We start from the raw sequence: 23,139 nt of genomic DNA on the forward strand, positions 1-23,139 counted from the left end.
CCCCAGCCCCAAGTCCCCCGTGCGGGGCAGGTGCACGGTTTCTCGTGCAAGTGGTTGATTTCATTCAAAAAAGTACTGCTCAAAATTCAATCGATCTAGCGGAAAGGCCCATCCATGCGGGTTCGGACGAGTTGCGAAGCAGGTTAATCACAAAGTTATCCACAGAATCTGTGCGTCCTTGCTGACACGCAAACAAGCCGCATGCCGATGGTGGGCTCGGTGGATAATCGCCGCGCATTTGCAGTCTACGGGCCGGAGGATTTTCTTGTTTTCCATCATTGTTGCCGCGGGTTGGCCTATTTGGCCGCTGCTCGCTTGTTCGGTTATTGCGCTCGCGCTGGTTATAGAACGTTTCACGAGTCTGAAGACCGTGAAGGTGCTTCCGCCAAAATTGCTCGACGAAACCATCACTGTCTCGCGCGGAGCCATTCCCGGCCCCGACGTCGTCACCAAACTCGAACGCAACTCGATGCTCGGGCAGGTGCTGGCTGCGGGTCTTCGGGCGCTCAACGCCAATCCGCGCTGCACCGAAGACGATCTTCGCGCTGCCATGGAAGCGTCGGGCCGCACCATTGCGCACAAGCTGGAGCGCTACCTGCCGGCGTTGGCCACCATCGCCTCCGCTGCGCCGCTGCTCGGCCTGCTGGGTACGGTGATCGGCATGATCGAGATCTTCGGTTCGCAGTCGCCCGTCAACGGCGCGGTTGGCTCGGGCAACCCGGCTCAACTGGCGCACGGCATCTCGATCGCGCTCTACAACACAGCGTTCGGTCTGATCGTGGCGATTCCCACGCTGATCTTCTGGCGCTACTTCCGCAGCCGCGTCGACGAATACCTGCTGAACCTCGAACTCTCGGGTGAGCGCTTTGCACGCCACCTGAACGCGCTGCGCAAATGACCCGCGCCCGCATGCAGTTTCGCCACGGCGCGCGCGACGAGCCGGAGATCAACCTGATCCCGTTCATCGACGTGCTGCTGGTCATCCTGATCTTCCTGATGCTGTCGACCACCTACAGCAAGTTCACCGAGATGCAGTTGCGGCTGCCGACGGCGGACGTGGACGCGCAACGCGACTATCCAAAGGAAGTGATCGTGACGGTCTCCGCCGACGGCCGCTATACGGTCAACAAGGCCGCCGTTGCAGACCGCAACGTGAGCACCGTGGCTGCAGCACTCGGCGCCGCGGCCACCGGCGGCAAGGAAAGCGTAGTGATCATCAGCGCCGACGCAAGCAGCCCGCACCAGGCCGTGGTCACGGTGATGGAAGCCGCGCGCCGCGCCGGCCTGATGCAGATCACCTTCGCCGCACAGTCGACGGCGCAAGCCGGGCACTGAGTGCCGTTGCAGGGCCGCAGTAGCACGGGCGCGTCCGGCGCATCGGCCTCGCGGCTGCAGGACGCCTGGCTGCACCGCGGCCTGCTGGCCTGCCTGCTGTGGCCGCTGTCGCTGCTCTACGGCGCGATCTTTGCGCTGCGCGGCTGGCTCTATCGGATCGGATGGCTGCGGGTAGAACGCGTGCCCGTTCCTGTCATCGTCGTTGGCAACGTGATTGCAGGCGGTGCGGGCAAGACGCCTGTCGTGATGGCTGTCGTCCGGCATCTGCAGGCTCGTGGGCTTCAGGTCGGCGTGGTGTCGCGCGGGTACGGCCGACGCACCGACGATTGCCGCGAAGTGCTCGAAGGAAGCGATCCCCACGATGTCGGCGACGAACCGGCGCTGATTCGCCACGCTACGGGTGCCCCGGTTTTCGTTGCGCGACGACGCGTCGAAGCCGCGCGCGCCCTGCTGGAGCGGCATCCGGCCACACAAGTGATCGTGAGCGACGACGGGCTGCAGCACCTGGCACTCGCTCGCGATGTCGAAATCTGCGTGTTCGACGACCGCGGCATCGGCAACGGCTGGCTGCTGCCTGCGGGCCTGTTACGCGAACCTTGGCCACGTCGCTGCGACTTGGTACTCCATAGCGGCGAGCGGCCTGCCTTTGCCGGCGGCTACACCGCCACGCGCAATCTTGCGCAGGATGCTGTTGCAAGCGACGGCAAGCGTGTTCCTCTCGCGACCCTCGCGGGCAAGCCGCTGATCGCGCTGGCAGCCATCGCGCGGCCCGAAGGGTTCTTCGACATGCTGCGCGCGCGCGGTCTCACGCTTACCGAGACCATCGCACTGCCCGATCACCATGACTTCGACGCGTGGCAGCGCCCGCCCGGCAGCGAATACACCCTGCTGTGCACCGAGAAAGATGCGGTCAAGCTGTGGCGCAAAGCGCCCGATGCGCTGGCCGTGCCGCTGCACTTCGAACCCGCCCCGGAATTCTTCGCCGCGCTCGACGCAAAGCTATCATCGCCCGATGGATACCAAGCTGCTTGAACTGCTCGTCTGCCCCGTGACCAAGGGCCCCCTGACCTGGAACGCCGAGAAGCAGGAGCTGTGCTCGCGCAGCGCCCGCCTCGCCTACCCGGTGCGCGACGGCATCCCGGTGCTGCTCGAGAACGAGGCGCGCACGCTGTCCGACGAAGAGCTGGGTCTGTGACCGGCTCCGTGCGCTTCACCGTCTTGGTGCCGGCACGCCTCGCCTCCACGCGGCTGCCCAACAAACCACTGGCCGATATCGCGGGTCTGCCGATGGTGGTGCGTGTCGCGCAACGCGCGAGCCAGTCCGGCGCATCGCGCGTTGTTGTGGCCGGAGACGATGCGTCCATCGTTTCGGCCTGCAAGGCGCACGGCGTCGAAGCCATCCTCACTCGCCAGGACCATCCGAGCGGCACCGACCGGCTGGCTGAAGCGTGCGAGCAACTGGGCCTCGATGGCGACGAGATCGTCGTCAACGTACAAGGCGACGAGCCGCTCATCGACCCCGAGCTGATCGATGCCGTGGCGGCGGCGCTGGCCCTTCATCCCGAGGCCGCGATGAGTACCGCGGCCCACGAGATCGACTCGATCAGCGACTTCATGAACCCGAACGTGGTGAAAGCGGTGCTTGACGCCCAAGGCAACGCGCTTTACTTCAGCCGCGCGCCGATTCCCTGGTGGCGCGACGGTTCTGCCGGCGGGGCTGCCCCGACCGCGCTGCCTTTGCCTGCGCCGCTGCGCCACATCGGCATCTATGGCTATCGCGCCGGCTTCGTGCGGAAATTTCCGTCGCTGCCGCCAGCGCCGGTCGAAGCCACCGAAGCACTCGAGCAATTGCGCGCTCTCTGGCATGGGCATCGCATCGCGGTGCATGTGAGCCATGTCGCGCCCGGGCCGGGCATCGACACCCCTGAGGATCTGGCGCGCGTGCGTGCCGTCTTTGCTGCCGGGTCCGCCTCCTAAGACGTGCGCCGCGGAGGGAATTCCCTATGGGGACGCATGCTATCCTCGACGTGAAATCCGCCTCGCCCAGCCCTCGGGCCGACGCTTGGCGTGACACAAAATCTAAGAACCGTCCGAGGACACCATGAGACTAATTTTGCTGGGCGCGCCCGGGGCGGGCAAAGGCACGCAAGCGGCCTTCATCTGCCAGAAATACGGCATCCCCCAAATCTCGACCGGCGACATGCTGCGCGCCGCCGTCAAGGCCGGCACGCCGCTCGGACTGCAGGCCAAGGCCGTCATGGACGCAGGTGCTCTGGTGAGCGACGACCTGATCATCAACCTCGTGAAAGAGCGCATCGCCCAGCCCGATTGCGCCGAAGGTTTTCTGTTCGACGGTTTCCCGCGCACCATTCCGCAGGCCGACGCCATGAAGGCCGCGGGCGTCAAGCTCGACTACGTGCTTGAGATCGACGTGCCCTTCAGCGACATCATCGAGCGCATGAGCGGCCGCCGCTCGCACCCGGCATCGGGCCGCACCTACCACGTCAAGTTCAATCCGCCCAAGATCGAAGGCAAGGACGACGTGACCGGCGAGGACCTGATCCAGCGCGAGGACGACAAGGAAGAAACCGTGGGCAAGCGGCTCGACGTGTACAGCCAACAGACGCGTCCGCTGGTCGACTACTACTCGGCCTGGGCCCAGACCGATCCGGCCGCTGCGCCGAAGTACCGCGCGATCAAGGGCGTCGGCACAGTCGACGAAATCACGCAACGTGCCCTGGCGGCATTGAGCAGCTGATCCCTGCCGCCCTTCGACAGGGCGGCTATTTAATCCCCCAGCAGTTCCAGCATCAGCGCGATGCGCGCCTTCACGGGTGTGAGCGCGCCTGCGTCACGCAGCCGGTCATCGGTCTTCGGCAGGATGCGGCCATTGGTACAGCGCGTCGCGCGCAGCACCGCAACGCCCGCGTCCTGCGCCTTGAACGCCGCAGCTTCCAACGCGTGATGCACGGTGCCATTGCCGGTGGTGGCTAGGACCAGACCGCGGACAGGTTCGTCCGCGCCCTCCCGAAGAAGCGCATCGATGATTGCGCCGCTTGCACCGGCGTGGCTCATGACGATCTCGACCCGCGGCCAAGGTCCTGATACGCTCAGTGCCTTCGACGCTTGGGATGACGACGACGTCGGCCACTCCCTCACGCGCCGCACTGCACCCTCTTCCACGTAGCCAATCGGCCCTGCATCGCCGGATGCGAAGGCATCGAGGCGGTACGTGTGCACCTTCTGCACTTCCACCCCGCTGTGGACCGTGCCGGCGCATACCGCCGTCACGCCCTGGGCGCCCGCCGTCGCCGCGACGGCGATGGCATCCCGCACGTTCTGCGGACCATCCGGCGAAAGCGCAGTGGCCGGGCGCATCGCGCAAGTCAGCACCACGGGCTTCGCCGGTGCCAACACCGAATGAAGGAAGAAAGCCGTCTCCTCCAGTGTGTCGGTGCCGTGGGTGATCACCACGCCGGCCACGCCAGGTTGCGCCAGCCAATGCATGCACCGCTGCGCAAGCTTCTGCCAGATGTCGATGGCCATGTCCTTGCTGTCGACCTGCGCCACCTGTTCCGCCAGCAGGGTGACGCCCTCAGGCGCGTCGATGCCACCCAGCAAATCCGACACATCGACCTGCCCAGCGGTGTAGCCGATGTTGTCGCCGCTGCTGGAGGCCTTTCCGGCGATGGTCCCCCCGGTGCCCAGAACCACCACGCGACGCACTTCGGGCAACGGCAAATTGGCCATGACTTGTCAACTTCCAAAAACTGGTTAAAAATACAGGTACTGGATATCTAGCCAGTGCCGCAAGGAACCACATATGCAGTTCGCCGTGAAGCTTACCGCCCGCCAGCAGCAGATCCTCGACTTGATCCAGAGCGCCATTGCGCGCACTGGCGCCCCGCCCACACGCGCCGAAATCGCCAATGAGCTGGGGTTCAAGTCGGCCAACGCCGCCGAAGAGCACCTGCAGGCGCTGGCCCGCAAGGGCGTGATCGAACTTGTCAGCGGCACCTCGCGCGGCATTCGACTCAAGGGCGACGCGCTGCGTTCGCTCAACGAAACGCGCCATCGCGAAGGCGGGCAGTTCTCGCTCTCGCTGCCCGGCATGGCGCAGCTGGCGCTGCCGCTCATCGGCCGTGTTGCGGCAGGCTCGCCCATCCTGGCGCAAGAGCATGTCGACCAGACCTACTACGTCGAGAACACGCTGTTCCAGCGCCAGCCCGATTACCTGCTCAAGGTGCGCGGCATGTCGATGCGCGACGCCGGCATCATGGACGGCGACCTGCTCGCCGTTCAGGCCACCAAGGAAGCGCGCAATGGCCAGATCGTGGTCGCGCGCCTGGGCGACGAAGTCACCGTCAAGCGCCTGAAGCGCAACAAGCAGGTGATCGAGTTGCACGCCGAGAACCCCGACTACCCGACCATCATCGTGCAGCCCGGCGAACCTTTCGAAATCGAAGGCCTCGCGGTCGGCCTCATCCGCAACACCATGCTGATGTAGGCCTCGCGGCCTGCTTGCAGCAGCACCCATCCGGCCTCGACAGGTGGCGGGCGTATGGCGCGAAGTCGCCATCACCCTGTCGCGGCCGATTCAAGAAATCCTGCCTGTGTTCAACCTCAGACTTTTTTGGAGTTCACATGGGAATCGCCCTCCTCGCCATCGCTGATTTCTGGATGCCGCTGCAGTCACTTGCAAGCCGCCTTATCCCCGCCCGCCGCCCCCGTCACCGGGACAGCAGCGACACCGCCGCCGGACTGCGCTACGTGGCCGTGCGCCCCGCCTGTACCACGCGCACCGCTGGCACGCCGGCACCGACGGCAACCGCCACCGCGCCTGCACGCCCGCTGCGTGTAGTTCGCGTGATCGACGGAAAAAGCCGGGACCGCAGCCGCATGGTGATCTCGGGCCGCATGGCCGATGTCTGTGCGGAGCTCGACCGACTGGCCGCACTCGAAGCCGCGGAAACCGCGCCTAGTTCCACGCGCCTGCACTGAGGCATTTCCCCCGGCGAGCCGCTCCAGAAGCGCCCCGGGGTGGGTATCCAAACGTTCACCGGCGCGACAGCCCAATGCTGCGAGGCACAATGGCACGCCATGAACATTGTGATCCTCGACGATTACCAGGACGCCGTGCGCAAGCTGCGCTGCGCCGCCAAGCTGGACGCGTACGCGGCCAAGGTCTACACCAACACGGTCAAGGGCATCGGCCAACTGTCGGTTCGCCTGAAAGATGCCGACGTGATCGTGCTGATTCGCGAGCGCACCCAGATCTCGCGCCAGCTCATCGAAAAGCTGCCCAAGCTCAAGCTCATTTCGCAGACCGGCCGCGTCGGCGGCCACATCGACGTCAATGCCTGCACCGAGCGCGGCGTGGCAGTGGCTGAGGGCTCGGGCTCTCCGCAGGCACCGGCCGAACTCACCTGGGCGCTGATCATGGCGGCCATGCGCCGTCTGCCGCAGTACATCAGCAACTTGAAGCACGGGGCGTGGCAGCAGTCGGGTCTCAAGTCGGCTTCGATGCCGCCCAATTTCGGACTCGGCTCGGTGCTCAAGGGCAAGACGCTCTGCATCTGGGGCTATGGCCGCATCGGCCAACTGGTCGCGCGCTACGGGCAGGCCTTCGGTATGCAGGTGGTGATCTGGGGACGCGAGGCGAGCTGCGCCAAGGCGCGCTCCGATGGCTTCCAAGTCGCGCAGAACCGCCACGAATTCTTTGCCGCGGCCGACGTGCTGTCGGTGCACCTGCGGCTCAACGAGGAAACCAACGGCCTCGTCACGCTCGAAGACCTGTCGCGCATGAAGCCGACAGCGCTCTTCGTGAACACCTCCCGCGCCGAACTGGTCGAGGCCGATGCCCTGCTCGCCGCGCTCAATCGCGGACGCCCAGGCCTCGCGGCCATCGACGTGTTCGAGAGCGAACCGCCGCTGCAGGGCCACGCCTTGCTGCGCCTCGAAAACTGCATCTGCACGCCGCACATCGGCTATGTGGAGCAGGACAGCTACGAGAGCTACTTCGGCCAGGCTTTCGACAACGTCGTGAGCTTCATCAAGGGCAATCCCACCAACATCGTGAATCCCGGCGCGCTGCAGGTTCGCCGGTGAGGTCATGAGCCGCCGGGCCGCCTCAAGGCGAATACCGCAGCCGAAGGCGCAGGTCATTCAATGAGCCGGCCTGCGCCCCGCGGCGCGCTCTGGGCGCTGCTCGCCGGCAATTTCGTGATCGGCACCGGCGTGATGGTGGTGCCCGGCACGCTCAACGAGATCAGCACATCGCTTGCTGTCACCGCTGCGACAGCGGGTCAGCTGATCACCGCCGCCGCGATCGTGATGTGCCTCGGCGCGCCGCTCCTGGCGGCCTTGGTCGCGGGTTGGGACCGCCGACAGCTCCTGGCCCTCACGCTGCTCTGGTACGCCGCTGGACACGCCCTCTCCTCGCTCATGCCGAGCTTCGCCGCGCTCTTGCCGGTTCGCATGCTCACGGTGATTGCGCCGGCGATCTTCACGCCCCAGGCCGCGGCCTGCGCCGGCATGCTAGTGCCGCCGGAACACCGCGGCCGCGCCGTCACCTTCGTCTTCCTCGGCTGGTCGATGGCCTCGGTGCTGGGCCTGCCCATCGGCGCGCTGATCGGCGGCCACCTCGGCTGGCGCATGGCCTTCATGGCCATTGCGATGCTCAGCATCGTCAGCGCCGCCTCGATCTGGCTCACGCTGCCCACCGGCATCCGGCCCACTGCGCTCACGGCCGCCGCGTGGTCGCGCGTGCTGCGCAGCCCGGTGTTGATGGGGATCGTCTCGGTCACCGCGCTGCAGGGCTCGGGGCAATTCGTGCTCTTCAGCTATTTCGGGCCGATCCTCAAGCAGAGCTTCGGTGCGGACGCCAACACGCTGAGCCTGATGTGGGCACTGTTCGGTGCCTTCGGGCTGATCGGCAACATGGTGGTCAGCCGCTACATCGACCGCGTGGGCGCGGGCCGCATGGTGCTGCTCACGTCCTCGCTGATCGCGCTGAGCCTGCTGCTCTGGCCATTCGCCAGCACGCTCGCCTGGCTCGCGGTGGTGATCGTGCCCTGGGGCATCGGCTGCTTCGCCACCAACTCGGCGCAGCAGGCGCGGCTCGTAGGGCTGGCGCCCGCGCTCGCGCCCGGCTCCGTGGCGCTCAACAGCTCGGGCATCTACATCGGCCAAGCCGTCGGCGCGGCGCTCGGCGGCTGGCTGCTGGCGAACGACGCGGCGCCATGGATGAGCCGGGTCGGCCTAGCGCTGCTGCTGCTTGCCCTTGGCCTCAGCGTAACCATCGACCGCAGCCGCCGCGCGGCCTGAAAAACACGAGGCCCGCGTAAGACCCGGGACGCATCGCCCGCGCGGGATTGCAAAATCGGAGTCTGCCGACGCTCGCCAGCCGCTTTCCGGCCAGCACCTGCGCGTCAGGCCCTCACACCACTCAACCAGCGAAAATCTCCATCAAATGACAGTGAACTACCAACGGATCGGGCTCATCGGCGCGGGCGCCATGGGTCGCGGCATCGCGCAGATCGCCGCGCAGGCCGGCAGCGAAGTGCTGCTGCTCGACAGCTTTGCAGGCGCCGCCGAACGCGGACGCGAAGCCCTCATCGCCCAATGGAACAAGCTGCATGAAAAGGGCAAGCTCGACGCCGCAGCGCGCGATGCGCAGATCGCACGCGTAAAGGCCGTCGATTCGATCCAGGCGCTGGCTGGCTGCGACCTCGTGATCGAGGCCGTGATCGAAGACCTCGAAGTCAAGCGCAAGCTCTTCCGCGAAATCGAGGCCGTAGTGGCTCCGACGGCCACGCTGGTGACCAACACCTCTTCGCTCTCCGTGACGGCCATCGCGGCCGGGCTCGCGCATCCCGAGCGCTTCGCAGGCTTTCACTTCTTCAACCCCGTGCCGCTGATGAAGGTGGTCGAGGTGGTGGCGGGCTTCAAGACCGCGCCCGAGGTCTGCAAGCAACTGGCCGGCTACGCGGTGCAGATGGGCCACAGCGCGGTGCAGGCACAGGACACGCCCGGCTTCATCGTCAATCACGCGGGCCGCGGCTACGGCACCGAGGCGCTGCGCATCGTCGGCGAAGGCGTGACCGACTTCGTGACCATCGACCGCATCCTGAAGGACCAGGCCGGTTTCCGCCTCGGCCCGTTCGAGCTGCTGGATCTGACGGCGCTTGACGTGTCGCACCCGGTGATGGAATCGATCTACCACCAGTACTTCGAGGAGCCGCGCTTCCGTCCGAGCGTGATCACTGCGCAGCGCCTGGCCGCCGGCGCACTCGGCCGCAAGACCGGCGAAGGCTTCTACCGCTACACCGACGGCGTGATGCAGCAGACGCCCGAGGCCCCGGCACCAGTGATCGAAGGTACGCCTGCGGTCTGGGTCTCGCCCCGCGCCGCGCGCCGTGCCGAACTGCTGCGCCTGATCAACACGCTGGGCGCGCAGATCGACAGCGGCGCCACCGCCGCGCCGCATTCGCTGATCCTCGTGGCCCCGCTGGGCTTCGACGTGACGACGGTCGCGGCCGTCGAGCGCCTGGACGCCACGCGCACCGTCGGCATCGACATGCTGATCGACGACGCCGCTACCAAGCGCCGCGTGCTCGCCACCAACCCAGCCACCCGCCGCGACATCCGCGATGCCGCGCACGCCCTCTTCGCGCGCGACGGCAAGGCGGTGAGCGTGATCCGCGACAGCGGCGGCTTCGTCACGCAGCGCGTGATCGGCACCATCGTCAACATCGCCACCGACATGTGCCAGCAGCGCGTGTGCTCGCCGGCCGACCTGGAGACCGCGGTGCAGCTGGGCCTGGGCTACCCGCGCGGTCCGCTCGCGATAGGCAACCTCTACGGCCCGACCAACATGCTCGAAGTGCTGTTCAACCTGCAGACCGTCTACGGCGACCCGCGCTATCGCCCGAGCCCGTGGCTGCGCCGCCGCGGCGCGCTGGGCCTGAGCCTGCTGCACGAAGAAGAATAAATAGCAAACCACCAACCGACTGGAAACGCGACACAGCGATGACCGCCGAACTCAAGAGCACGAGCGAAGGCAGCACCATGGTGCTGACCATCTCCAACCCGACCCAGCGCAACGCACTGGGCCCCGAGATCTACGCCGCGGGCATCGAGGCGCTCAACGGCGCCGAGAGCAGCAGCGAGATCCGCAGCGTGGTCATCGTGGGCGAAGGCGCATGGTTCTGCGCCGGCGGCTCGTTGCAGCGCCTGTTGGCCAACCGCGAACTCGACCGCTCGGTGCAGGCAGAGAGCATCGAAGGGCTGCACAACTGGATCGATTCGATCCGCACCTTTCCGAAGCCGATCGTAGCGGCCGTCGAAGGCGCCGCGGCCGGCGCGGGCTTCTCGCTCGCCCTGGCCTGCGACTTCGTCGTGGCGGCGCGCGACGCGGTGTTCGCGGCCTCGTACAGCAACGTGGCGCTGTCGCCCGATGGCGGCCTGAGCTGGCACCTGGGGCAACAACTGCCGCGCCAGCTCGCCAGCGAATGGCTCATGAACGGCGAACGCATCGCCGCGCCGCGCCTGCATGCGGCCGGCCTCGTGAACGAACTCACCGAAAGCGGACAGGCGCTCGCGGGCGCCCTGGCGCTCGCGAAAAAGCTCAACGCCCGCGCGCCCAACTCGCTCGCCAGCATCAAGGAGCTGCTGAGCGAAGCACGCGGCGCCACGCTGGCCGCGCAGCTCTCGCAGGAGCGCGATCACTTCGTGCGCAACCTGCACCATGCGAACGCGGGCATCGGCATCGCCGCGTTCCTCGACAAGAAACCACCGCAGTACGAGTAGCGCCTCGCGGCGTCGCTCCCGTGACACCCACCAGCTTTTCAGTCGCCGAGAGGACAACCAATGGACGACCCCATTCTTACCATCGAAGAACGTGAAGCGATCAACAGTGGTCGCTGGTTTTCTTCCCTATCTCCATCGCTACGGCACGACATCCTCCGATGCGCTTTCGTCAAACGCTACAAGGACGGCGACCTGATCGCCGCACGCGGCGACCCACCAGAACACTGGATTGCCTGCGCCAGGGGCGCGGTGCGGGTCAGCTCGACGGCCGTCTCGGGCAAGCAGGTGACACTGACCTACGTGGAGCCGGGCATCTGGTTCGGCGACGTGGCGATGTTCGACGGGGACCGGCGCACGCACGACGCCTATGCGCATGGGGACAGCACCATCCTTTGCGTGGCGCGAGCCGACTTCCAGAAGATTCTTGCCGCGCACGTGGAGTTGTACGAAGCGCTCATGCGGCTGCAGGCGCGCCGCATCCGCACGCTGTTCGGGCTGGTGGAAGACCTCAACACCCTGCCCTTGCGCGCACGCCTTGCCAAGCAACTGATTCACCTCGTGCGCAGCTACGGCGTGCCCAACCTGGACGATGGCAGCCAGATGCGCATCGGCCTGCAACTGGCGCAGGAAGAGCTGGCGCAACTGCTCGGTGCATCGCGCCAGCGCGTGAACCAGGAACTCAAGACCATGGAACGCGAGGGCAGCATCCGGATCGAGCCGGGCGGCCTGGTGGTCCTCGACCGTGCGGCGCTGCGGCGCATTTCCGAAGCGGATATCTGACATGAGCCAGGACTTCTCCAACTTCGTCGGCACCCGCGCGGTGTCGCAGCAGCACGCCTTCGACATCGAGGTGCTCGCCGCCTGGCTCGAGAAGAACCTCGAGGGTTTCAAGGGTCCGTTGACGGTGGAGATGTTCAAGGGCGGGCAGTCGAACCCGACCTACAAGCTCGTCACGCCCACGCAAAGCTACGTGATGCGCGCCAAGCCCGGCCCGGTTGCCAAGCTGCTGCCCTCCGCCCATGCGGTGGAGCGCGAGTTCAAGGTCATGAGTGGCCTGCAAGGCACCGACGTGCCCGTGCCGCGCATGCACTGCCTCTGCGAGGACGAGTCCGTCATCGGCCGCGCCTTCTACGTGATGGAGTTCATGCAGGGCCGCGTGCTCTGGGACCAGTCGCTGCCCGGCTTCAGCAACGCCGAACGCGCGGCCTACTACGACGAGATGAACCGCGTCATTGCGGCGCTGCACACGGTCGACTTCGCCGCCCGGGGCCTGGCCGACTACGGCAAGCCCGGCAATTACTTCGAGCGCCAGATCGGCCGCTGGAGCAAGCAGTACAAGGCCTCGACCGATGGCGCGGGCGAACTGTCGCAGCCGATCGAGGCGATGGAGCGCCTCATCGACTGGTTCCCCGCCCACATGCCGGCGAGCGCGCGCGACGAGAGCAAGGTTTCCATCGTGCACGGCGACTACCGCCTGGATAACGTGATGTTCCACCCCACCGAGGCGCGGATCATCGCGGTGCTCGACTGGGAGCTCTCCACGCTGGGCCATCCGCTGGCGGACTTCAGCTACCACTGCATGTCGTGGCACATGCCGCCCACCACCGGCCGCGGCATAGGCGGCGTAGATGTCGCGGCGCTGGGCATTCCCACCGAGAGCGAATACATCCGCCGTTATTGCGAGCGCACGCGCATCAGCACACCCGAGGCGCTGGCGCCCGACTGGAACTTCTATCAGGCCTACAACCTGTTCCGCATGGCCGCGATTCTTCAAGGCATTGCGAAGCGGGTCGAGGCCGGTACCGCATCGAGCGAGCAAGCCGTGGCATCGGCCCGCGGCGCGCGGCCGATGGCCGAGATGGCCTGGCAGTTCGCCCAAAAGGCGTAACCGGCCCTCCCCCAAAAACCCACCAGGAGACGACATGGATTTCGAATATTCGGCCAAGACCAAGGAACTGCAGAAGCGCGTCAAGGCGTTCATGGATGAAAACATCTACCCGGCAGAGGCCGAGTACAGCGCCGAGCTGGCTGCGAACACGGCGGCCGGCAAGCGCTGGACCGCATTGAAGACGGTGGAAAAGGTCAAGGAAAAAGCCAAGGCCCAGGGCCTGTGGAACCTCTTCCTTCCGGTCGACAGCGCCTCGGCCTCCGGCTACGCAGGTGCCGGCCTCACGAACCAGGAATACGCGCCGCTGGCCGAAATCATGGGTGCGGTGCCTTGGGCAAGCGAAGCCTTCAACTGCTCGGCGCCTGACACCGGCAACATGGAAACCATCGCCCGCTACGGCTCGGAAGAGATCAAGGCGCGCTGGCTCAAGCCGCTGCTCGAAGGTCAGATCCGCTCGGCCTTCGCGATGACCGAGCCCGACGTGGCATCGAGCGACGCCACCAACATCTCGACCCGCATCGAACGCCAGGGCGACGAGTACGTGATCAACGGCCACAAGTGGTGGATTTCGGGCGCGGCCGATCCGCGCTGCGCCGTCTTCATCACCATGGGCAAGAGCGATCCGGACGCACCGCGCCACTCGCAGCAGAGCATGGTGATCGTGCCGGCCGATGCCAAGGGCATCCGCATCGTGCGCCCGCTCAACGTGATGGGTTACGACGACGCGCCGCACGGCCACGTCGAGATGTATTTCGAGAACGTGCGCGTGCCTGTCGACAACATCCTGCTTGGCGAAGGCCGCGGTTTCGAAATCGCCCAAGGCCGCCTTGGCCCGGGACGCATCCACCACTGCATGCGCCTGATCGGCTTGGCCGAGCGCGCGCTCGAGCTGATGTGCAAGCGCGCCTCCTCGCGCGTCGCCTTCGGCAAGACCGTCGCGTCGCAGACCGTGACGCAGGAACGCATCGCCGAAGCGCGCTGCAAGATCGACATGGCCCGCCTGCTCACGCTGAAGGCCGCATGGCTCATGGACGTGGCGGGCAACAAGGTCGCCAAGAACGAGATCGCGATGATCAAGGTGGTCGCGCCGAGCATGGCCTGCCAGGTGATCGACTGGGCCATGCAGGTCCACGGCGGCGGCGGCATGTGCGACGACTTCCCCCTCGCCTACGCCTATGCCGGCGCGCGCACGCTGCGCTTTGCGGACGGCCCGGACGAAGTGCACCGCAATGCGATCGCGAAGTGGGAACTGGGCAAGTACGCGCCCAGCAAGACCGACGCCGAGGCGCCCGTCACGCGCTTCTGATTCTGTTGTCTTGCGCCCTTTCCCCTCGGGGAGGGGGTTGGGTAAGGGCCGACGGCGATCCAATCGCCCCGGCCCTTTTCCTTTTCAGAGCTTCTTCTGCAAAAAGATCGCGTGCCCGAAGGCCGGATCGAGCTGGTAGCCGATGAAGCCTTCGCGCTCATACGAGCGCAGCGCCGGCACATTGCCCGACAGCACTTCGAGCGTGAGCTTGCAGGCGCCGCGCTTGCGTGCCTCCCGCTCCACCAGCGCGAACATCTGCTGCGCAACGCGCTGGCCGCGGTGGCTGGGCAGCACGACCACGTCGTGCACGTTGACCAGCGGCTTGCAGGCAAAGGTCGAAAAGCCCTCGATGCAATTGATCAGGCCTACGGGCGTGTCGCCATCGAAGGCCAGCACGCTGAAGGCCTGCGGACGCGCTGCCAGCGCCGCAGGCAAGCCTTCGCGCACGGCGGCGTCGAGCGGCGTGCCGCCACCGGCCGGATCGCGGGCGTAAGCGTCGAGCAGATCGACCAGCGCCGCGGCCTGCGCGGCGTCGTGGTAATCCGCGACGAAGGTCCGGATGCTCATTGCGCCGGCTGCAGCGTCGCTGCCAAGCGCTGTGCGCACGAGCGCGACTGCTTGGCATCGCGCGCCTCGACCATCACCCGCACCAGCGGCTCGGTGCCGCTCGCGCGGATCAGTACGCGGCCGCCGTCGCCCAGTTCGGCCTCGATGCGCTGCGTTTCGCTGGCCAGCGCCTGGTTGTCCTTCCAGTTCTGTCCAGGCGCCAAGCGCACGTTGATCAGCGTCTGCGGGAAAAGCGTGACGCCTTCGAGCAACTGCGCCACCGTCTTGCCGCTGCGGACGCACGCCTGCAGCACCTGCAGCGCGCTCACGATGCCGTCGCCGGTGGTGTGGCGGTCGAGTGCCAGCAGGTGGCCCGAGCCCTCGCCGCCCAGAAGCCAGCCGCGCTTGTCGAGCTCTTCGAGCACGTAGCGGTCGCCGACCTTGGCACGCACGAATTCAATGTCCTGCCCGCGCAGCGCGACTTCCACCGCCTTGTTGGTCATGAGTGTGCCGACCACGCCCACCGGCTTCTCGCCGCGTGCGATGCGCTCGGCCACCATCAGGTAAAGCAGTTCGTCGCCGTTGAAGAGGCGCCCGCTGGCGTCGACCAACTGCAGGCGGTCGGCATCGCCGTCGAGCGCGATGCCGTAGTCGGCCTTCTGCGCCGTCACCGTGGCGACCAATGCCTCGGGATGTGTGGCGCCGAAGTCCTTGTTGATGTTGAGCCCGTCGGGCGCGCAGCCGATGCTGGTCACTTCCGCGCCCAGTTCGTGGAACACGTTGGGCGCCACCTGGTAGGCCGCACCGTGCGCTGCATCGACCACGAGCTTCATGCCGCGCAGCGTGAGGTCGTTGGCGAAGGTGCTCTTGCAGAACTCGATGTAGCGGCCGGACGCATCATCGAGGCGGCGGGCCTTGCCGAGGTTGACGGAATCCACCCAGACCGGCGCTTCTTCCAGAGCAGCCTCGACGGCCAGCTCCCATGCATCGTCGAGCTTGGTGCCCTGCGCGCTGAAGAACTTGATGCCGTTGTCGGGAAAGGCGTTGTGGCTGGCGCTGATCACCACGCCGAGGCTCGCGCGCTGGGCACGCGTGAGATACGCCACGCCGGGCGTGGGCAGCGGGCCCAGCAGCACGACGTCGACGCCGGCCGAATTGAAGCCCGACTCAAGTGCCGATTCGAGCATGTAGCCCGAAATGCGGGTGTCCTTGCCGATCAGCACACGGGGGCGGGCTTCGGTTTTCTTGAGCACACGGCCCACGGCGTGCGCGAGACGCAACACGAAGTCGGGTGTGATGGGTGCCTGGCCAACGGTGCCGCGGATGCCGTCGGTGCCGAAATATTTGCGGGTCATGCGAGTTCCTCTTTTGTTTGTCTTTGTTGTGCTGCTGCCTTCATGGCGCGCCACACCGCGAGGGCGGCCACTGTGTCGCGCACATCGTGCACGCGCACGATGGCGGCGCCGCGGTCCACGGCCAGCACCGCGGCCGCGACGCTGGGCACGATGCGCTCGCCCGCCGCCTCGATGCCAGTGGCGGTGCCGATCGACGACTTGCGCGACCAGCCCAGGAGCAGCGGGTAGCCGGCACCGAGCAATTCGCGCTGCCGGCCCAGCAGGGCGAAATTCTGCGTCACGGTTTTCCCGAAGCCAACGCCCGGGTCGAGCGTGATGCGCGACGGATCGATCTGCAGCGCGTGGAGTTGCGCCAGCTGCGCGGCCCAGAACGACAGCACCTCGGGGATCACGTCGCCCTGCATCGGCACGACCTGCATGGTCTGCGGATCGCGGTGCATGTGCATCAGGCAGATGCCGCACGACGGATGCGCCGCCACGGCTTCACGCGCACCCGGCTGGCGCAGCGCCCAGATGTCGTTGACGATGTCCGCGCCCAGGTCGAGCACAGCGCGCATGACCTCGGGCTTGTAGGTGTCGATGGAGAGCGGCACGTTCAGCTTCACCGCCTCGCGCACAACCGGCAGCACGCGCGCCAGTTCGGCGTCGAGCGGAACGGCCGGGCTGCCCGGGCGGGTGGATTCCCCGCCGATGTCCAGGATGTCCGCGCCCTCCTTCAACAACTGCTCGCAGTGCCGCAGCGCGGTGTCGGTGGACGCGTGCGCGCCGCCATCGGAGAAGGAATCGGGCGTGACGTTGACGATGCCCATGACGCGCGGCTGCGCGAGGTCGATCCTGAAACGCGAGGTCTGCCAGACCGAGCCGCCCGGCTCACCATGGAAAACGGGGCCAGAGGCCCCGTTGTTGCTTGATTTCAAGCCCACCTCAAGCGGCGGTCGGCGCCGGGTCAGTGTTGACCGCCGGCGTGCCGCCGCTACCGCCGCTGCCCGAAGGAGGGGTTCGCGGCGTCCAGTCCTTGGGCGGACGCGGTGCACGGCCGGCCATGATGTCGTCGAGCTGCTCGGAATCGATGGTTTCCCATTCGAGCAACGCCTTCGCCATCGCGTGCATCTTGTCGCTGTTCTCTTCGATCAAGTGGCGCGCAAGGGCGTACTGCTCGTCGATGATGCGGCGCACTTCGCCGTCGACCTTTTCCATGGTCTGCTCGCTCATGTTCGTGGTCTTGGTGACCGAGCGGCCGAGGAACACTTCGCCTTCGTTTTCGGCATAGACCATCGGGCCCAGCGCATCGGTCATGCCGTAGCGCGTGACCATGTCGCGGGCAATGGAGGTCGCACGCTCGAAGTCGTTGCTGGCACCCGTCGTCATCTGGTGCATGAAGACTTCTTCAGCGATGCGGCCACCGAACAGCATGCTGATCTGGTTCAGCATGTATTCGCGGTCGTAGCTGTAGCGGTCTTGCGCCGGCAGGCTCATGGTCACGCCCAGGGCGCGGCCACGCGGAATGATCGTGACCTTGTGGACCGGGTCGCACTTGGGCAGCAGCTTGCCGATGAGGGCGTGGCCGGACTCGTGGTAGGCCGTGTTGCGGCGCTCTTCCTCGGGCATGACCATGCTCTTGCGCTCGGGGCCCATGAAGATCTTGTCCTTGGCCTTCTCGAAGTCCTGCATCTCGACGACGCGCGCATTGCGGCGAGCGGCCATGAGAGCGGCTTCATTGCAGAGGTTGGCCAGGTCGGCGCCGGACATGCCGGGCGTACCGCGGGCGATGACGCTCGGGTTTACATCCTGGCCCAGCGGAACCTTGCGCATGTGCACGCCGAGGATCTGTTCGCGGCCGCGAATGTCGGGCAGCGTCACGTACACCTGGCGGTCGAAACGACCCGGGCGCAGCAGCGCGGCGTCCAGGATGTCCGGGCGGTTGGTGGCAGCCACCACGATCACCCCGAGGTTGGTTTCGAAGCCGTCCATCTCGACCAGCATCTGGTTCAGGGTTTGTTCGCGCTCGTCGTTGCCGCCGCCGAGGCCGGCGCCGCGTTGACGACCCACCGCATCGATTTCGTCGATGAAGATGATGCAGGGGGCATTCTTCTTGGCGTTCTCGAACATGTCGCGGACACGGGCAGCGCCCACGCCGACGAACATTTCAACGAAGTCGGAGCCGGAGATCGAGAAGAAAGGGACCTTGGCTTCGCCGGCGATCGACTTGGCCAGGAGGGTCTTGCCGGTGCCGGGAGGGCCAACCAGCAGCAGACCGCGCGGAATGCGGCCGCCGAGTTTCTGGAAGCGCTGCGGGTCTTTGAGGAAGTCGACGACTTCGCGGACTTCTTCCTTGGCCTCATCGCAGCCTGCGACGTCGGCGAAGGTGACCGTGTTGTTGTTCTCGTCCATCATGCGGGCCTTGCTCTTGCCGAAGCTGAACGCCCCGCCCTTGCCGCCGCCCTGCATCTGTCGCATGAAGTAGATCCAGACGCCGATCAGCAGGAGCATCGGGCCCCAACTCACCAGGAGCGTCATGAGGAGCGAGCCCTCTTCGCGCGGCTTGACGTCGAACTTGACGTTGTGGTCGATCAGGTCGCCCACGAGGCCGCGGTCGAGGACCGTGGCGGTCGTGCGGATCTTGCGATCGTCGTTGGTGACTGCGACGATTTCGCCACCGCCGGCACCTTCAGGGATGACGGCGCTCTTGATCTGGTTGCCGCGAACCTGGTCGAGAAACTCGGAGTAACTCACTGCGCCAGAGCCGACGCCGCCGCGGGTGTCGAACTGCTTGAACACAGTGAACAACACCATGGCAATGACGAGCCATACGGCAACTTTGGAAAACCACTGATTGTTCAAACGAAGCTCCAGTCGAAAGCGCGTGACGAGGATGTGAAAAAACGCGCTATGGGTACGCAATTGCGCCCCATTTTAGGCTTTTCAAGCTGCGAAAAGCGGGCATTTCCCTAAAGCAGCCATAGCCTGACAAGGGTTTGCGCCCCCTGACCACCCGCAGCGGCAAGGTATCAAGGCGTATCCAGGGCCTTCAAGCCCATCCCAACCAGGAAAGTCTCGGCAGATTTATCCCGCGAAGCCTTGGGCTTGAACGGCTTGACGGTACGGAAACTGGCCTTGAACAGCTTGACCGATTCGTCATAGCCGCCTCCGTGGAAAAGCTTGGCCACCAGAGCGCCTTCGGGCTTCAGGTGGTGCTGCGCGAAGTCGACGGCAAGCTCGATCAGATGCGCAATGCGGGCGCCATCGGCCGAATGGATGCCCGAAATGTTGGGCGCCATGTCCGAGACCACCAGGTCGGCCTTGCGGCCAGCCAGCACACCCAGCACCTGCTCCAGCAGCTCCACCTCGCGGAAGTCTCCCTGGATGAAAGTGACGCCTTCGATGGGCTCCATGGCCAGCATGTCGAGCGCAATGATGGTGCCGTTCAGCGTGCCGATCGCGGCGCCCTCGGGCGACATGCGCCGCCGCAGGTACTGGCTCCAGGCCCCGGGCGTGGAGCCCAGGTCGACCACCAGTTGGCCCGGTTTGACCAATCCCAGCGATTCGTCGATCTCTTTGAGCTTGTAGGCGGCGCGTGCGCGATACCCCTCTCGCGTGGCCAATTTCACGTACGGATCATTGATGTGATCGTGAAGCCAGGCTTTGTTGACTTTTTTGCTTTTTGCTTTGGTGCTCATTGGGAACCTCCGTGCTCCGCACTGCGGTATTCGCCTTGGGAACAGCCCGGCGGCTCAGGAGGTGCTTTCTACCCTCGATAATACGGGGATGCCCGCCATTCAACTTACCCCTGCCGAGCGCAAGGTGCACCGCGCCGAAGCTCACCACCTGGATCCGATCGTCATGGTCGGTGGAGACGGGCTCACCCCTGCCGTGAAAAAAGAGGCGGACTCCGCCCTGAAGGCCCATGGCCTGATCAAGGTCCGCGTCTTCTCCGACGACCGCCTCGCCCGCGACGCCATGCTGCAAGAACTCGCCAACGAGCTCAACGCCGCCCCCATTCAGCACATCGGCAAGCTGCTGGTGCTCTGGCGCCCGATTCCCGAAAAAGAAAAAGTGGTCGATGAAGATCGCATGCCCGGCCCGCGCGACGTCAAGGTCCTGAAGTACAGCAAGCGCGGCGGCCAGCGCCCCGAAATCAAGACGCTGCGCGTGCTCGGCAACCAACGCCTCACCCCCGGCGGCACCATCAAGCGCGCCAAGGCCAAGCGGCCGCTGTCGGCCAAGAAGCGCAACCAGTCGGATTGAGCCGGGTGGGACGCCATATCCTCTGCATGAAGTGGGGCACGAAATACGGCCCTGAATACGTCAACCGCCTCTACGCGATGGTGCGCCGCAACCTGAGCGGCGACTTCAAGTTCGTCTGCTTGACCGATGACGGCACCGGCATCCGCCCCGAGGTGACCTGCCTTCCGATCCCCCCGCTGAACCTGCAACTGGCCCCCGGCCAGCGCGACGGCGCCTGGAAGAAGCTCACTACGCTCGAAGGCGACCTGCACGGCCTGCGCGGCACCGCCCTCTTCCTGGACGTCGACGTGGTCGTCGTGGGCAGCCTCGATGCCTTCTTCGAGCAGCCTGGCGAGTTCCTGATCATTCACGACTACGCCCGCCCTTGGCGCGGTCGGCGGATCACCGGGAATTCATCGGTCTACCGGTTCGAGCTGGGCGCCCATGCCGACGTGCTGGCGTATTTCCGGAACAACATGGACAAGGTCCAGGCCGAATACCGCAACGAGCAGACCTACCTGTCCGCCATGCTGCACAAGCAAGGCAAGCTCTCCTACTGGCCCGACGCCTGGTGCCCGAGCTTCAAGTACCACGGCATCCCGACCTGGCCAACGAACTACTGGGAAGCGCCCTTCGTCCCCGAAGGCGCACGCATCATGATTTTTCATGGCGAGTGCAATCCGCCCGATGCGCTGGCGGGCCGACGCAATCGGGCCTTCCGGTACATCCGGCCAGCGAACTGGGTCGCTGAGTTCTGGAAAGAGTGAGTGTGTAGATGGCGGCGAAAGCCGCCATCGCCGCTTTACCGGCGATAGGTCAGCGACCGGGCTGAGCGCCCATGCGCCAAAGCAGCACCAACGTGCACAGCCATTGCACGACGTACATGCCACTGCCGACGGTGTGCCAGAGCTTCAGGTTGTCCCGCGCCAGGATGCGCGGCGCCACGGCGTATTGCTGGAGCAGCGCCAGCAACAGCGCGCCGAGGACGAGACCGATGGAGGTCATCGTGGCCGCATCCATGCGCTCATCGGCCTTGCTCCGGAAATGAATCAGCAGGATCAGGCCGCACCCGATGGCAACCCAGCTCTGCGCCCCGAAAAGCTGGCCGGCGAAATTGCCCGCGACCGCCGGGTTGCCGAGCTTGGCGAACAGCATCGGAACGACGAGGAAGCCGATCGTCGTGAGGCTGCCCCACCAGAAGGCGGCGAGCAGCAGGGCCAGGCGGTCTTTCATCGAAGGCTCTATCGGCTGGACGATCAGAGGTAGCGAACAGCCACGATCTCGTAGCGCTTCAGGCCACCTGGGGCCTGCACTTCGGCGGTGTCGCCCTCTTCCTTGCCGATCAGCGCGCGAGCGATCGGACTGGAGATGTTGATGAGGCCCAGCTTCAGATCGGCTTCGTCTTCGCCCACGATCTGGTACTTGACGGCTTCGCCCGACTCTTCTTCCTCGAGCTCCACGGTCGAGCCGAACACCACCTTGCCGCCGGCGTCGAGCTCGGACGGATCGATGATCTGCGCGGCCGAAAGCTTGCCCTCGACCTCCTGGATGCGGCCTTCGATGAAGCCCTGGCGGTCCTTGGCGACCTCGTATTCGGCGTTCTCGCTCAGGTCGCCCTGCGCGCGGGCTTCGGAAATCGCGTTGATGACCCAGGGGCGCTCAACGGTCTTGAGTTGATGCAATTCGGCGCGCAGCTTTTCGGCACCGCGCTTGGTGATTGGAATGGTGGCCATGTTTGGTTCTCCATAAAGCGAAACCGCCGAACGATGCCGTTCGGCGGTCGATTGGGGGGACAGATCAGACGAGATTGCGTCCGGTCAGCCGGCTCAGGATGGCGAGCGGGCTCGAGTCGGGATTGTATTGCTTCGAAGCAGCCAGATGAAGGGTCTGCTCGAGCATGTACTGGCCCGCCATCACAGCGTGCGAGGTCTGGTCGGAAAAGCACACCCACACCGAGCCCGGCGGGAACTCGGCCTTCTCCTGGGGAGAGGTTTCCTGGTACGCCATGTCCGACTTCATGCCGTCGTGCAGCTGAAGCATCAGGTGGTCGTATTCGCTGCGGAACGACTTGGTCACGTGCAGCGCCTGCAGCAGCTTGGCCTGCCAGCGCACGTAGGGCTTGGCCCGAGGCAGGAAACGCCTGGCGATGTCCTCGAAAGGCTCGCCTACGCGCCACACGCGCGGCGCGCCTTCGGGATTCACGTTGGTGAACACGCGCAGGATGCGCTCGCCATAGTTGGGACGCGACGGAAACGCATCGACGTGCAGCCGACGGTCATCCGCGCGCCACGACTGCACGCGCGTCTCGACCTGCGCCGGCCGGTAGCTCGTGGGCGCGAGGCGCAGTGCCGGCGTGTAGTGCGGCAGCAGGCCATGAATAAGCTGCTGCGCCTGCGCGCGAAACCGCCCCACCATCGCCGCCGCCGTGCGCTGCACCGCCTCGTCGCCGACAGCGCCCTTGAGCTTGCCGTTGGCATCGAGACTGATGTTGCGCACATCAGGCGACAGCAGGCTGGGCGTGAGCAGGCTGCGCTCTTCGGGTAGCAGTTCGAAGCCCAGTCGCGGGAAATACAGCACCTTGCCCGCTTCCAGCGCCGCGATCCACGCCTCGTTGGGCGTGGCCGCATTCCAGTCCGTCAGGTCCAGTTCGACGAGCTGCGTTCCCATGATGTCGC

26 protein-coding genes are annotated in these 23,139 nt (G+C 65.8%); 17 read left to right on the forward strand and 9 right to left on the reverse strand.

The window, feature by feature from the left end:
* The first annotated feature begins 265 nt into the window (after positions 1–265).
* The 6 genes from VARPA_RS16370 (at position 266) to adk (ending at position 4,093) form a co-directional block, all read left to right on the forward strand.
* Entirely contained in the window at positions 266–898 is a 633-nt protein-coding gene (locus VARPA_RS16370; RefSeq protein ID WP_013541697.1) for a MotA/TolQ/ExbB proton channel family protein, read from the forward strand.
* Between the two features lie 11 nt (positions 899–909).
* Complete coding sequence (locus VARPA_RS16375; RefSeq protein ID WP_041943708.1) at positions 910–1,335, forward strand: ExbD/TolR family protein; 426 nt, start codon at positions 910–912, stop codon at positions 1,333–1,335.
* Positions 1,336–2,367, forward strand: coding sequence for a tetraacyldisaccharide 4'-kinase (lpxK, locus tag VARPA_RS16380; RefSeq protein ID WP_041942933.1), 1,032 nt, complete (start codon positions 1,336–1,338; stop codon positions 2,365–2,367). It abuts the gene before it with no gap.
* Complete coding sequence (locus VARPA_RS16385; RefSeq protein WP_013541700.1) at positions 2,348–2,530, forward strand: Trm112 family protein; 183 nt, start codon at positions 2,348–2,350, stop codon at positions 2,528–2,530. The genes lpxK and VARPA_RS16385 overlap by 20 nt, the downstream gene beginning before the upstream one ends.
* Positions 2,531–2,538: 8 nt before the next feature.
* Positions 2,539–3,312 (forward strand): 3-deoxy-manno-octulosonate cytidylyltransferase, encoded by a 774-nt coding sequence (gene kdsB / locus VARPA_RS16390; RefSeq protein ID WP_041943710.1) that lies wholly within the window; start codon positions 2,539–2,541, stop codon positions 3,310–3,312.
* 124 nt (positions 3,313–3,436) lie between these two features.
* A complete protein-coding gene (gene adk, locus VARPA_RS16395; protein ID WP_013541702.1) occupies positions 3,437–4,093 on the forward strand; it encodes an adenylate kinase in 657 nt (218 codons plus the stop codon).
* 29 nt (positions 4,094–4,122) lie between these two features.
* Here adk and VARPA_RS16400 read toward each other — a convergent pair whose 3' ends face one another.
* Positions 4,123–5,085, reverse strand: a complete 963-nt coding sequence (locus VARPA_RS16400) for an asparaginase (RefSeq protein ID WP_013541703.1) — start codon at positions 5,083–5,085, stop codon at positions 4,123–4,125.
* 73 nt (positions 5,086–5,158) lie between these two features.
* On the opposite strand from VARPA_RS16400, the gene lexA reads away from it, so the two are divergent.
* The 9 genes from lexA to VARPA_RS16445 all read left to right on the forward strand — a co-directional run bounded on the left by lexA (position 5,159) and on the right by VARPA_RS16445 (position 14,339).
* Positions 5,159–5,842, forward strand: a complete 684-nt coding sequence (lexA, locus tag VARPA_RS16405; RefSeq protein WP_013541704.1) for a transcriptional repressor LexA — start codon at positions 5,159–5,161, stop codon at positions 5,840–5,842.
* Between the two features lie 137 nt (positions 5,843–5,979).
* Entirely contained in the window at positions 5,980–6,336 is a 357-nt protein-coding gene (locus VARPA_RS16410; protein ID WP_013541705.1) for a hypothetical protein, read from the forward strand.
* Positions 6,337–6,435: 99 nt separating this feature from the next.
* Positions 6,436–7,443, forward strand: a complete 1,008-nt coding sequence (locus tag VARPA_RS16415; protein ID WP_013541706.1) for a D-2-hydroxyacid dehydrogenase family protein — start codon at positions 6,436–6,438, stop codon at positions 7,441–7,443.
* Between the two features lie 60 nt (positions 7,444–7,503).
* Positions 7,504–8,661: an MFS transporter gene (locus VARPA_RS16420; RefSeq protein ID WP_013541707.1), complete on the forward strand. Its 1,158-nt coding sequence runs from the start codon at positions 7,504–7,506 to the stop codon at positions 8,659–8,661.
* A gap of 145 nt (positions 8,662–8,806) precedes the next feature.
* Positions 8,807–10,327, forward strand: coding sequence for a 3-hydroxyacyl-CoA dehydrogenase (locus tag VARPA_RS16425; protein ID WP_013541708.1), 1,521 nt, complete (start codon positions 8,807–8,809; stop codon positions 10,325–10,327).
* 38 nt (positions 10,328–10,365) lie between these two features.
* A complete protein-coding gene (locus VARPA_RS16430) occupies positions 10,366–11,145 on the forward strand; it encodes an oxepin-CoA hydrolase, alternative type (RefSeq protein ID WP_013541709.1) in 780 nt (259 codons plus the stop codon).
* Between the two features lie 60 nt (positions 11,146–11,205).
* Complete coding sequence (locus VARPA_RS16435) at positions 11,206–11,925, forward strand: Crp/Fnr family transcriptional regulator (protein ID WP_013541710.1); 720 nt, start codon at positions 11,206–11,208, stop codon at positions 11,923–11,925.
* Position 11,926: 1 nt separating this feature from the next.
* Positions 11,927–13,033, forward strand: a complete 1,107-nt coding sequence (locus VARPA_RS16440) for a phosphotransferase (protein WP_013541711.1) — start codon at positions 11,927–11,929, stop codon at positions 13,031–13,033.
* Between the two features lie 34 nt (positions 13,034–13,067).
* Positions 13,068–14,339 (forward strand): acyl-CoA dehydrogenase family protein, encoded by a 1,272-nt coding sequence (locus VARPA_RS16445; protein ID WP_013541712.1) that lies wholly within the window; start codon positions 13,068–13,070, stop codon positions 14,337–14,339.
* 84 nt (positions 14,340–14,423) lie between these two features.
* Here the strand turns inward: VARPA_RS16445 and VARPA_RS16450 are convergent, their stop codons facing one another.
* From VARPA_RS16450 to VARPA_RS16470, 5 genes are all read right to left on the reverse strand, one after another.
* Positions 14,424–14,906, reverse strand: coding sequence for a GNAT family N-acetyltransferase (locus VARPA_RS16450; protein ID WP_013541713.1), 483 nt, complete (start codon positions 14,904–14,906; stop codon positions 14,424–14,426).
* The gene (gene glmM, locus VARPA_RS16455) at positions 14,903–16,240 is read right to left on the reverse strand and encodes a phosphoglucosamine mutase (protein ID WP_013541714.1); all 1,338 of its coding nucleotides are present in this window, start codon (positions 16,238–16,240) and stop codon (positions 14,903–14,905) included. The genes VARPA_RS16450 and glmM overlap by 4 nt, the downstream gene beginning before the upstream one ends.
* A complete protein-coding gene (gene folP / locus VARPA_RS16460; RefSeq protein ID WP_049794523.1) occupies positions 16,237–17,049 on the reverse strand; it encodes a dihydropteroate synthase in 813 nt (270 codons plus the stop codon). The genes glmM and folP overlap by 4 nt, the downstream gene beginning before the upstream one ends.
* A gap of 115 nt (positions 17,050–17,164) precedes the next feature.
* Complete coding sequence (gene ftsH / locus VARPA_RS16465) at positions 17,165–19,081, reverse strand: ATP-dependent zinc metalloprotease FtsH (RefSeq protein ID WP_013541716.1); 1,917 nt, start codon at positions 19,079–19,081, stop codon at positions 17,165–17,167.
* Positions 19,082–19,248: 167 nt separating this feature from the next.
* Complete coding sequence (locus VARPA_RS16470) at positions 19,249–19,917, reverse strand: RlmE family RNA methyltransferase (RefSeq protein ID WP_013541717.1); 669 nt, start codon at positions 19,915–19,917, stop codon at positions 19,249–19,251.
* 88 nt (positions 19,918–20,005) lie between these two features.
* Here VARPA_RS16470 and VARPA_RS16475 point away from each other — a divergent pair, with 88 nt between their 5' ends.
* Together VARPA_RS16475 and VARPA_RS16480 are read left to right on the forward strand one after the other, a co-directional pair.
* Complete coding sequence (locus VARPA_RS16475) at positions 20,006–20,485, forward strand: YhbY family RNA-binding protein (protein WP_013541718.1); 480 nt, start codon at positions 20,006–20,008, stop codon at positions 20,483–20,485.
* 26 nt (positions 20,486–20,511) lie between these two features.
* Positions 20,512–21,231, forward strand: a complete 720-nt coding sequence (locus VARPA_RS16480) for a hypothetical protein (protein WP_049794428.1) — start codon at positions 20,512–20,514, stop codon at positions 21,229–21,231.
* A gap of 49 nt (positions 21,232–21,280) precedes the next feature.
* On the opposite strand, the gene VARPA_RS16485 is transcribed toward VARPA_RS16480, so the two are convergent.
* The 3 genes from VARPA_RS16485 to VARPA_RS16495 form a co-directional block, all read right to left on the reverse strand.
* Complete coding sequence (locus VARPA_RS16485; protein WP_013541720.1) at positions 21,281–21,697, reverse strand: DUF4149 domain-containing protein; 417 nt, start codon at positions 21,695–21,697, stop codon at positions 21,281–21,283.
* A gap of 23 nt (positions 21,698–21,720) precedes the next feature.
* On the reverse strand, positions 21,721–22,197 hold the full coding sequence (gene greA, locus VARPA_RS16490; RefSeq protein ID WP_013541721.1) for a transcription elongation factor GreA: 477 nt from the start codon (positions 22,195–22,197) through the stop codon (positions 21,721–21,723).
* Positions 22,198–22,261: 64 nt separating this feature from the next.
* Entirely contained in the window at positions 22,262–23,131 is an 870-nt protein-coding gene (locus tag VARPA_RS16495; protein WP_013541722.1) for a Kdo hydroxylase family protein, read from the reverse strand.
* Between the last annotated feature and the right edge of the window lie 8 nt (positions 23,132–23,139).

The sequence above is a fragment of the Variovorax paradoxus EPS genome (genome assembly GCF_000184745.1).
Classification (GTDB): Bacteria; Pseudomonadota; Gammaproteobacteria; order Burkholderiales; family Burkholderiaceae_C; genus Variovorax; species Variovorax paradoxus_C.

Bases quoted from the DNA above. Each gene is read 5' to 3' on its own strand.
- VARPA_RS16375 (WP_041943708.1), top strand. From the start codon at position 910: ATGCAGTTTCGCCACGGCGCGCGCGACGAGCCGGAGATCAACCTGATC.
- VARPA_RS16385 (WP_013541700.1), top strand. From the start codon at position 2,348: ATGGATACCAAGCTGCTTGAACTGCTCGTCTGCCCCGTGACCAAGGGC.
- adk (WP_013541702.1), top strand. From the start codon at position 3,437: ATGAGACTAATTTTGCTGGGCGCGCCCGGGGCGGGCAAAGGCACGCAA.
- VARPA_RS16400 (WP_013541703.1), bottom strand. From the start codon at position 5,085: ATGGCCAATTTGCCGTTGCCCGAAGTGCGTCGCGTGGTGGTTCTGGGC.
- lexA (WP_013541704.1), top strand. From the start codon at position 5,159: ATGCAGTTCGCCGTGAAGCTTACCGCCCGCCAGCAGCAGATCCTCGAC.
- VARPA_RS16410 (WP_013541705.1), top strand. From the start codon at position 5,980: ATGGGAATCGCCCTCCTCGCCATCGCTGATTTCTGGATGCCGCTGCAG.
- VARPA_RS16415 (WP_013541706.1), top strand. From the start codon at position 6,436: ATGAACATTGTGATCCTCGACGATTACCAGGACGCCGTGCGCAAGCTG.
- VARPA_RS16420 (WP_013541707.1), top strand. From the start codon at position 7,504: ATGAGCCGGCCTGCGCCCCGCGGCGCGCTCTGGGCGCTGCTCGCCGGC.
- VARPA_RS16425 (WP_013541708.1), top strand. From the start codon at position 8,807: ATGACAGTGAACTACCAACGGATCGGGCTCATCGGCGCGGGCGCCATG.
- VARPA_RS16430 (WP_013541709.1), top strand. From the start codon at position 10,366: ATGACCGCCGAACTCAAGAGCACGAGCGAAGGCAGCACCATGGTGCTG.
- VARPA_RS16435 (WP_013541710.1), top strand. From the start codon at position 11,206: ATGGACGACCCCATTCTTACCATCGAAGAACGTGAAGCGATCAACAGT.
- VARPA_RS16440 (WP_013541711.1), top strand. From the start codon at position 11,927: ATGAGCCAGGACTTCTCCAACTTCGTCGGCACCCGCGCGGTGTCGCAG.
- VARPA_RS16445 (WP_013541712.1), top strand. From the start codon at position 13,068: ATGGATTTCGAATATTCGGCCAAGACCAAGGAACTGCAGAAGCGCGTC.
- VARPA_RS16450 (WP_013541713.1), bottom strand. From the start codon at position 14,906: ATGAGCATCCGGACCTTCGTCGCGGATTACCACGACGCCGCGCAGGCC.
- glmM (WP_013541714.1), bottom strand. From the start codon at position 16,240: ATGACCCGCAAATATTTCGGCACCGACGGCATCCGCGGCACCGTTGGC.
- folP (WP_049794523.1), bottom strand. From the start codon at position 17,049: ATGGGCATCGTCAACGTCACGCCCGATTCCTTCTCCGATGGCGGCGCG.
- VARPA_RS16470 (WP_013541717.1), bottom strand. From the start codon at position 19,917: ATGAGCACCAAAGCAAAAAGCAAAAAAGTCAACAAAGCCTGGCTTCAC.
- VARPA_RS16475 (WP_013541718.1), top strand. From the start codon at position 20,006: ATGCCCGCCATTCAACTTACCCCTGCCGAGCGCAAGGTGCACCGCGCC.
- VARPA_RS16480 (WP_049794428.1), top strand. From the start codon at position 20,512: ATGAAGTGGGGCACGAAATACGGCCCTGAATACGTCAACCGCCTCTAC.
- VARPA_RS16485 (WP_013541720.1), bottom strand. From the start codon at position 21,697: ATGAAAGACCGCCTGGCCCTGCTGCTCGCCGCCTTCTGGTGGGGCAGC.
- greA (WP_013541721.1), bottom strand. From the start codon at position 22,197: ATGGCCACCATTCCAATCACCAAGCGCGGTGCCGAAAAGCTGCGCGCC.
- VARPA_RS16495 (WP_013541722.1), bottom strand. From the start codon at position 23,131: ATGGGAACGCAGCTCGTCGAACTGGACCTGACGGACTGGAATGCGGCC.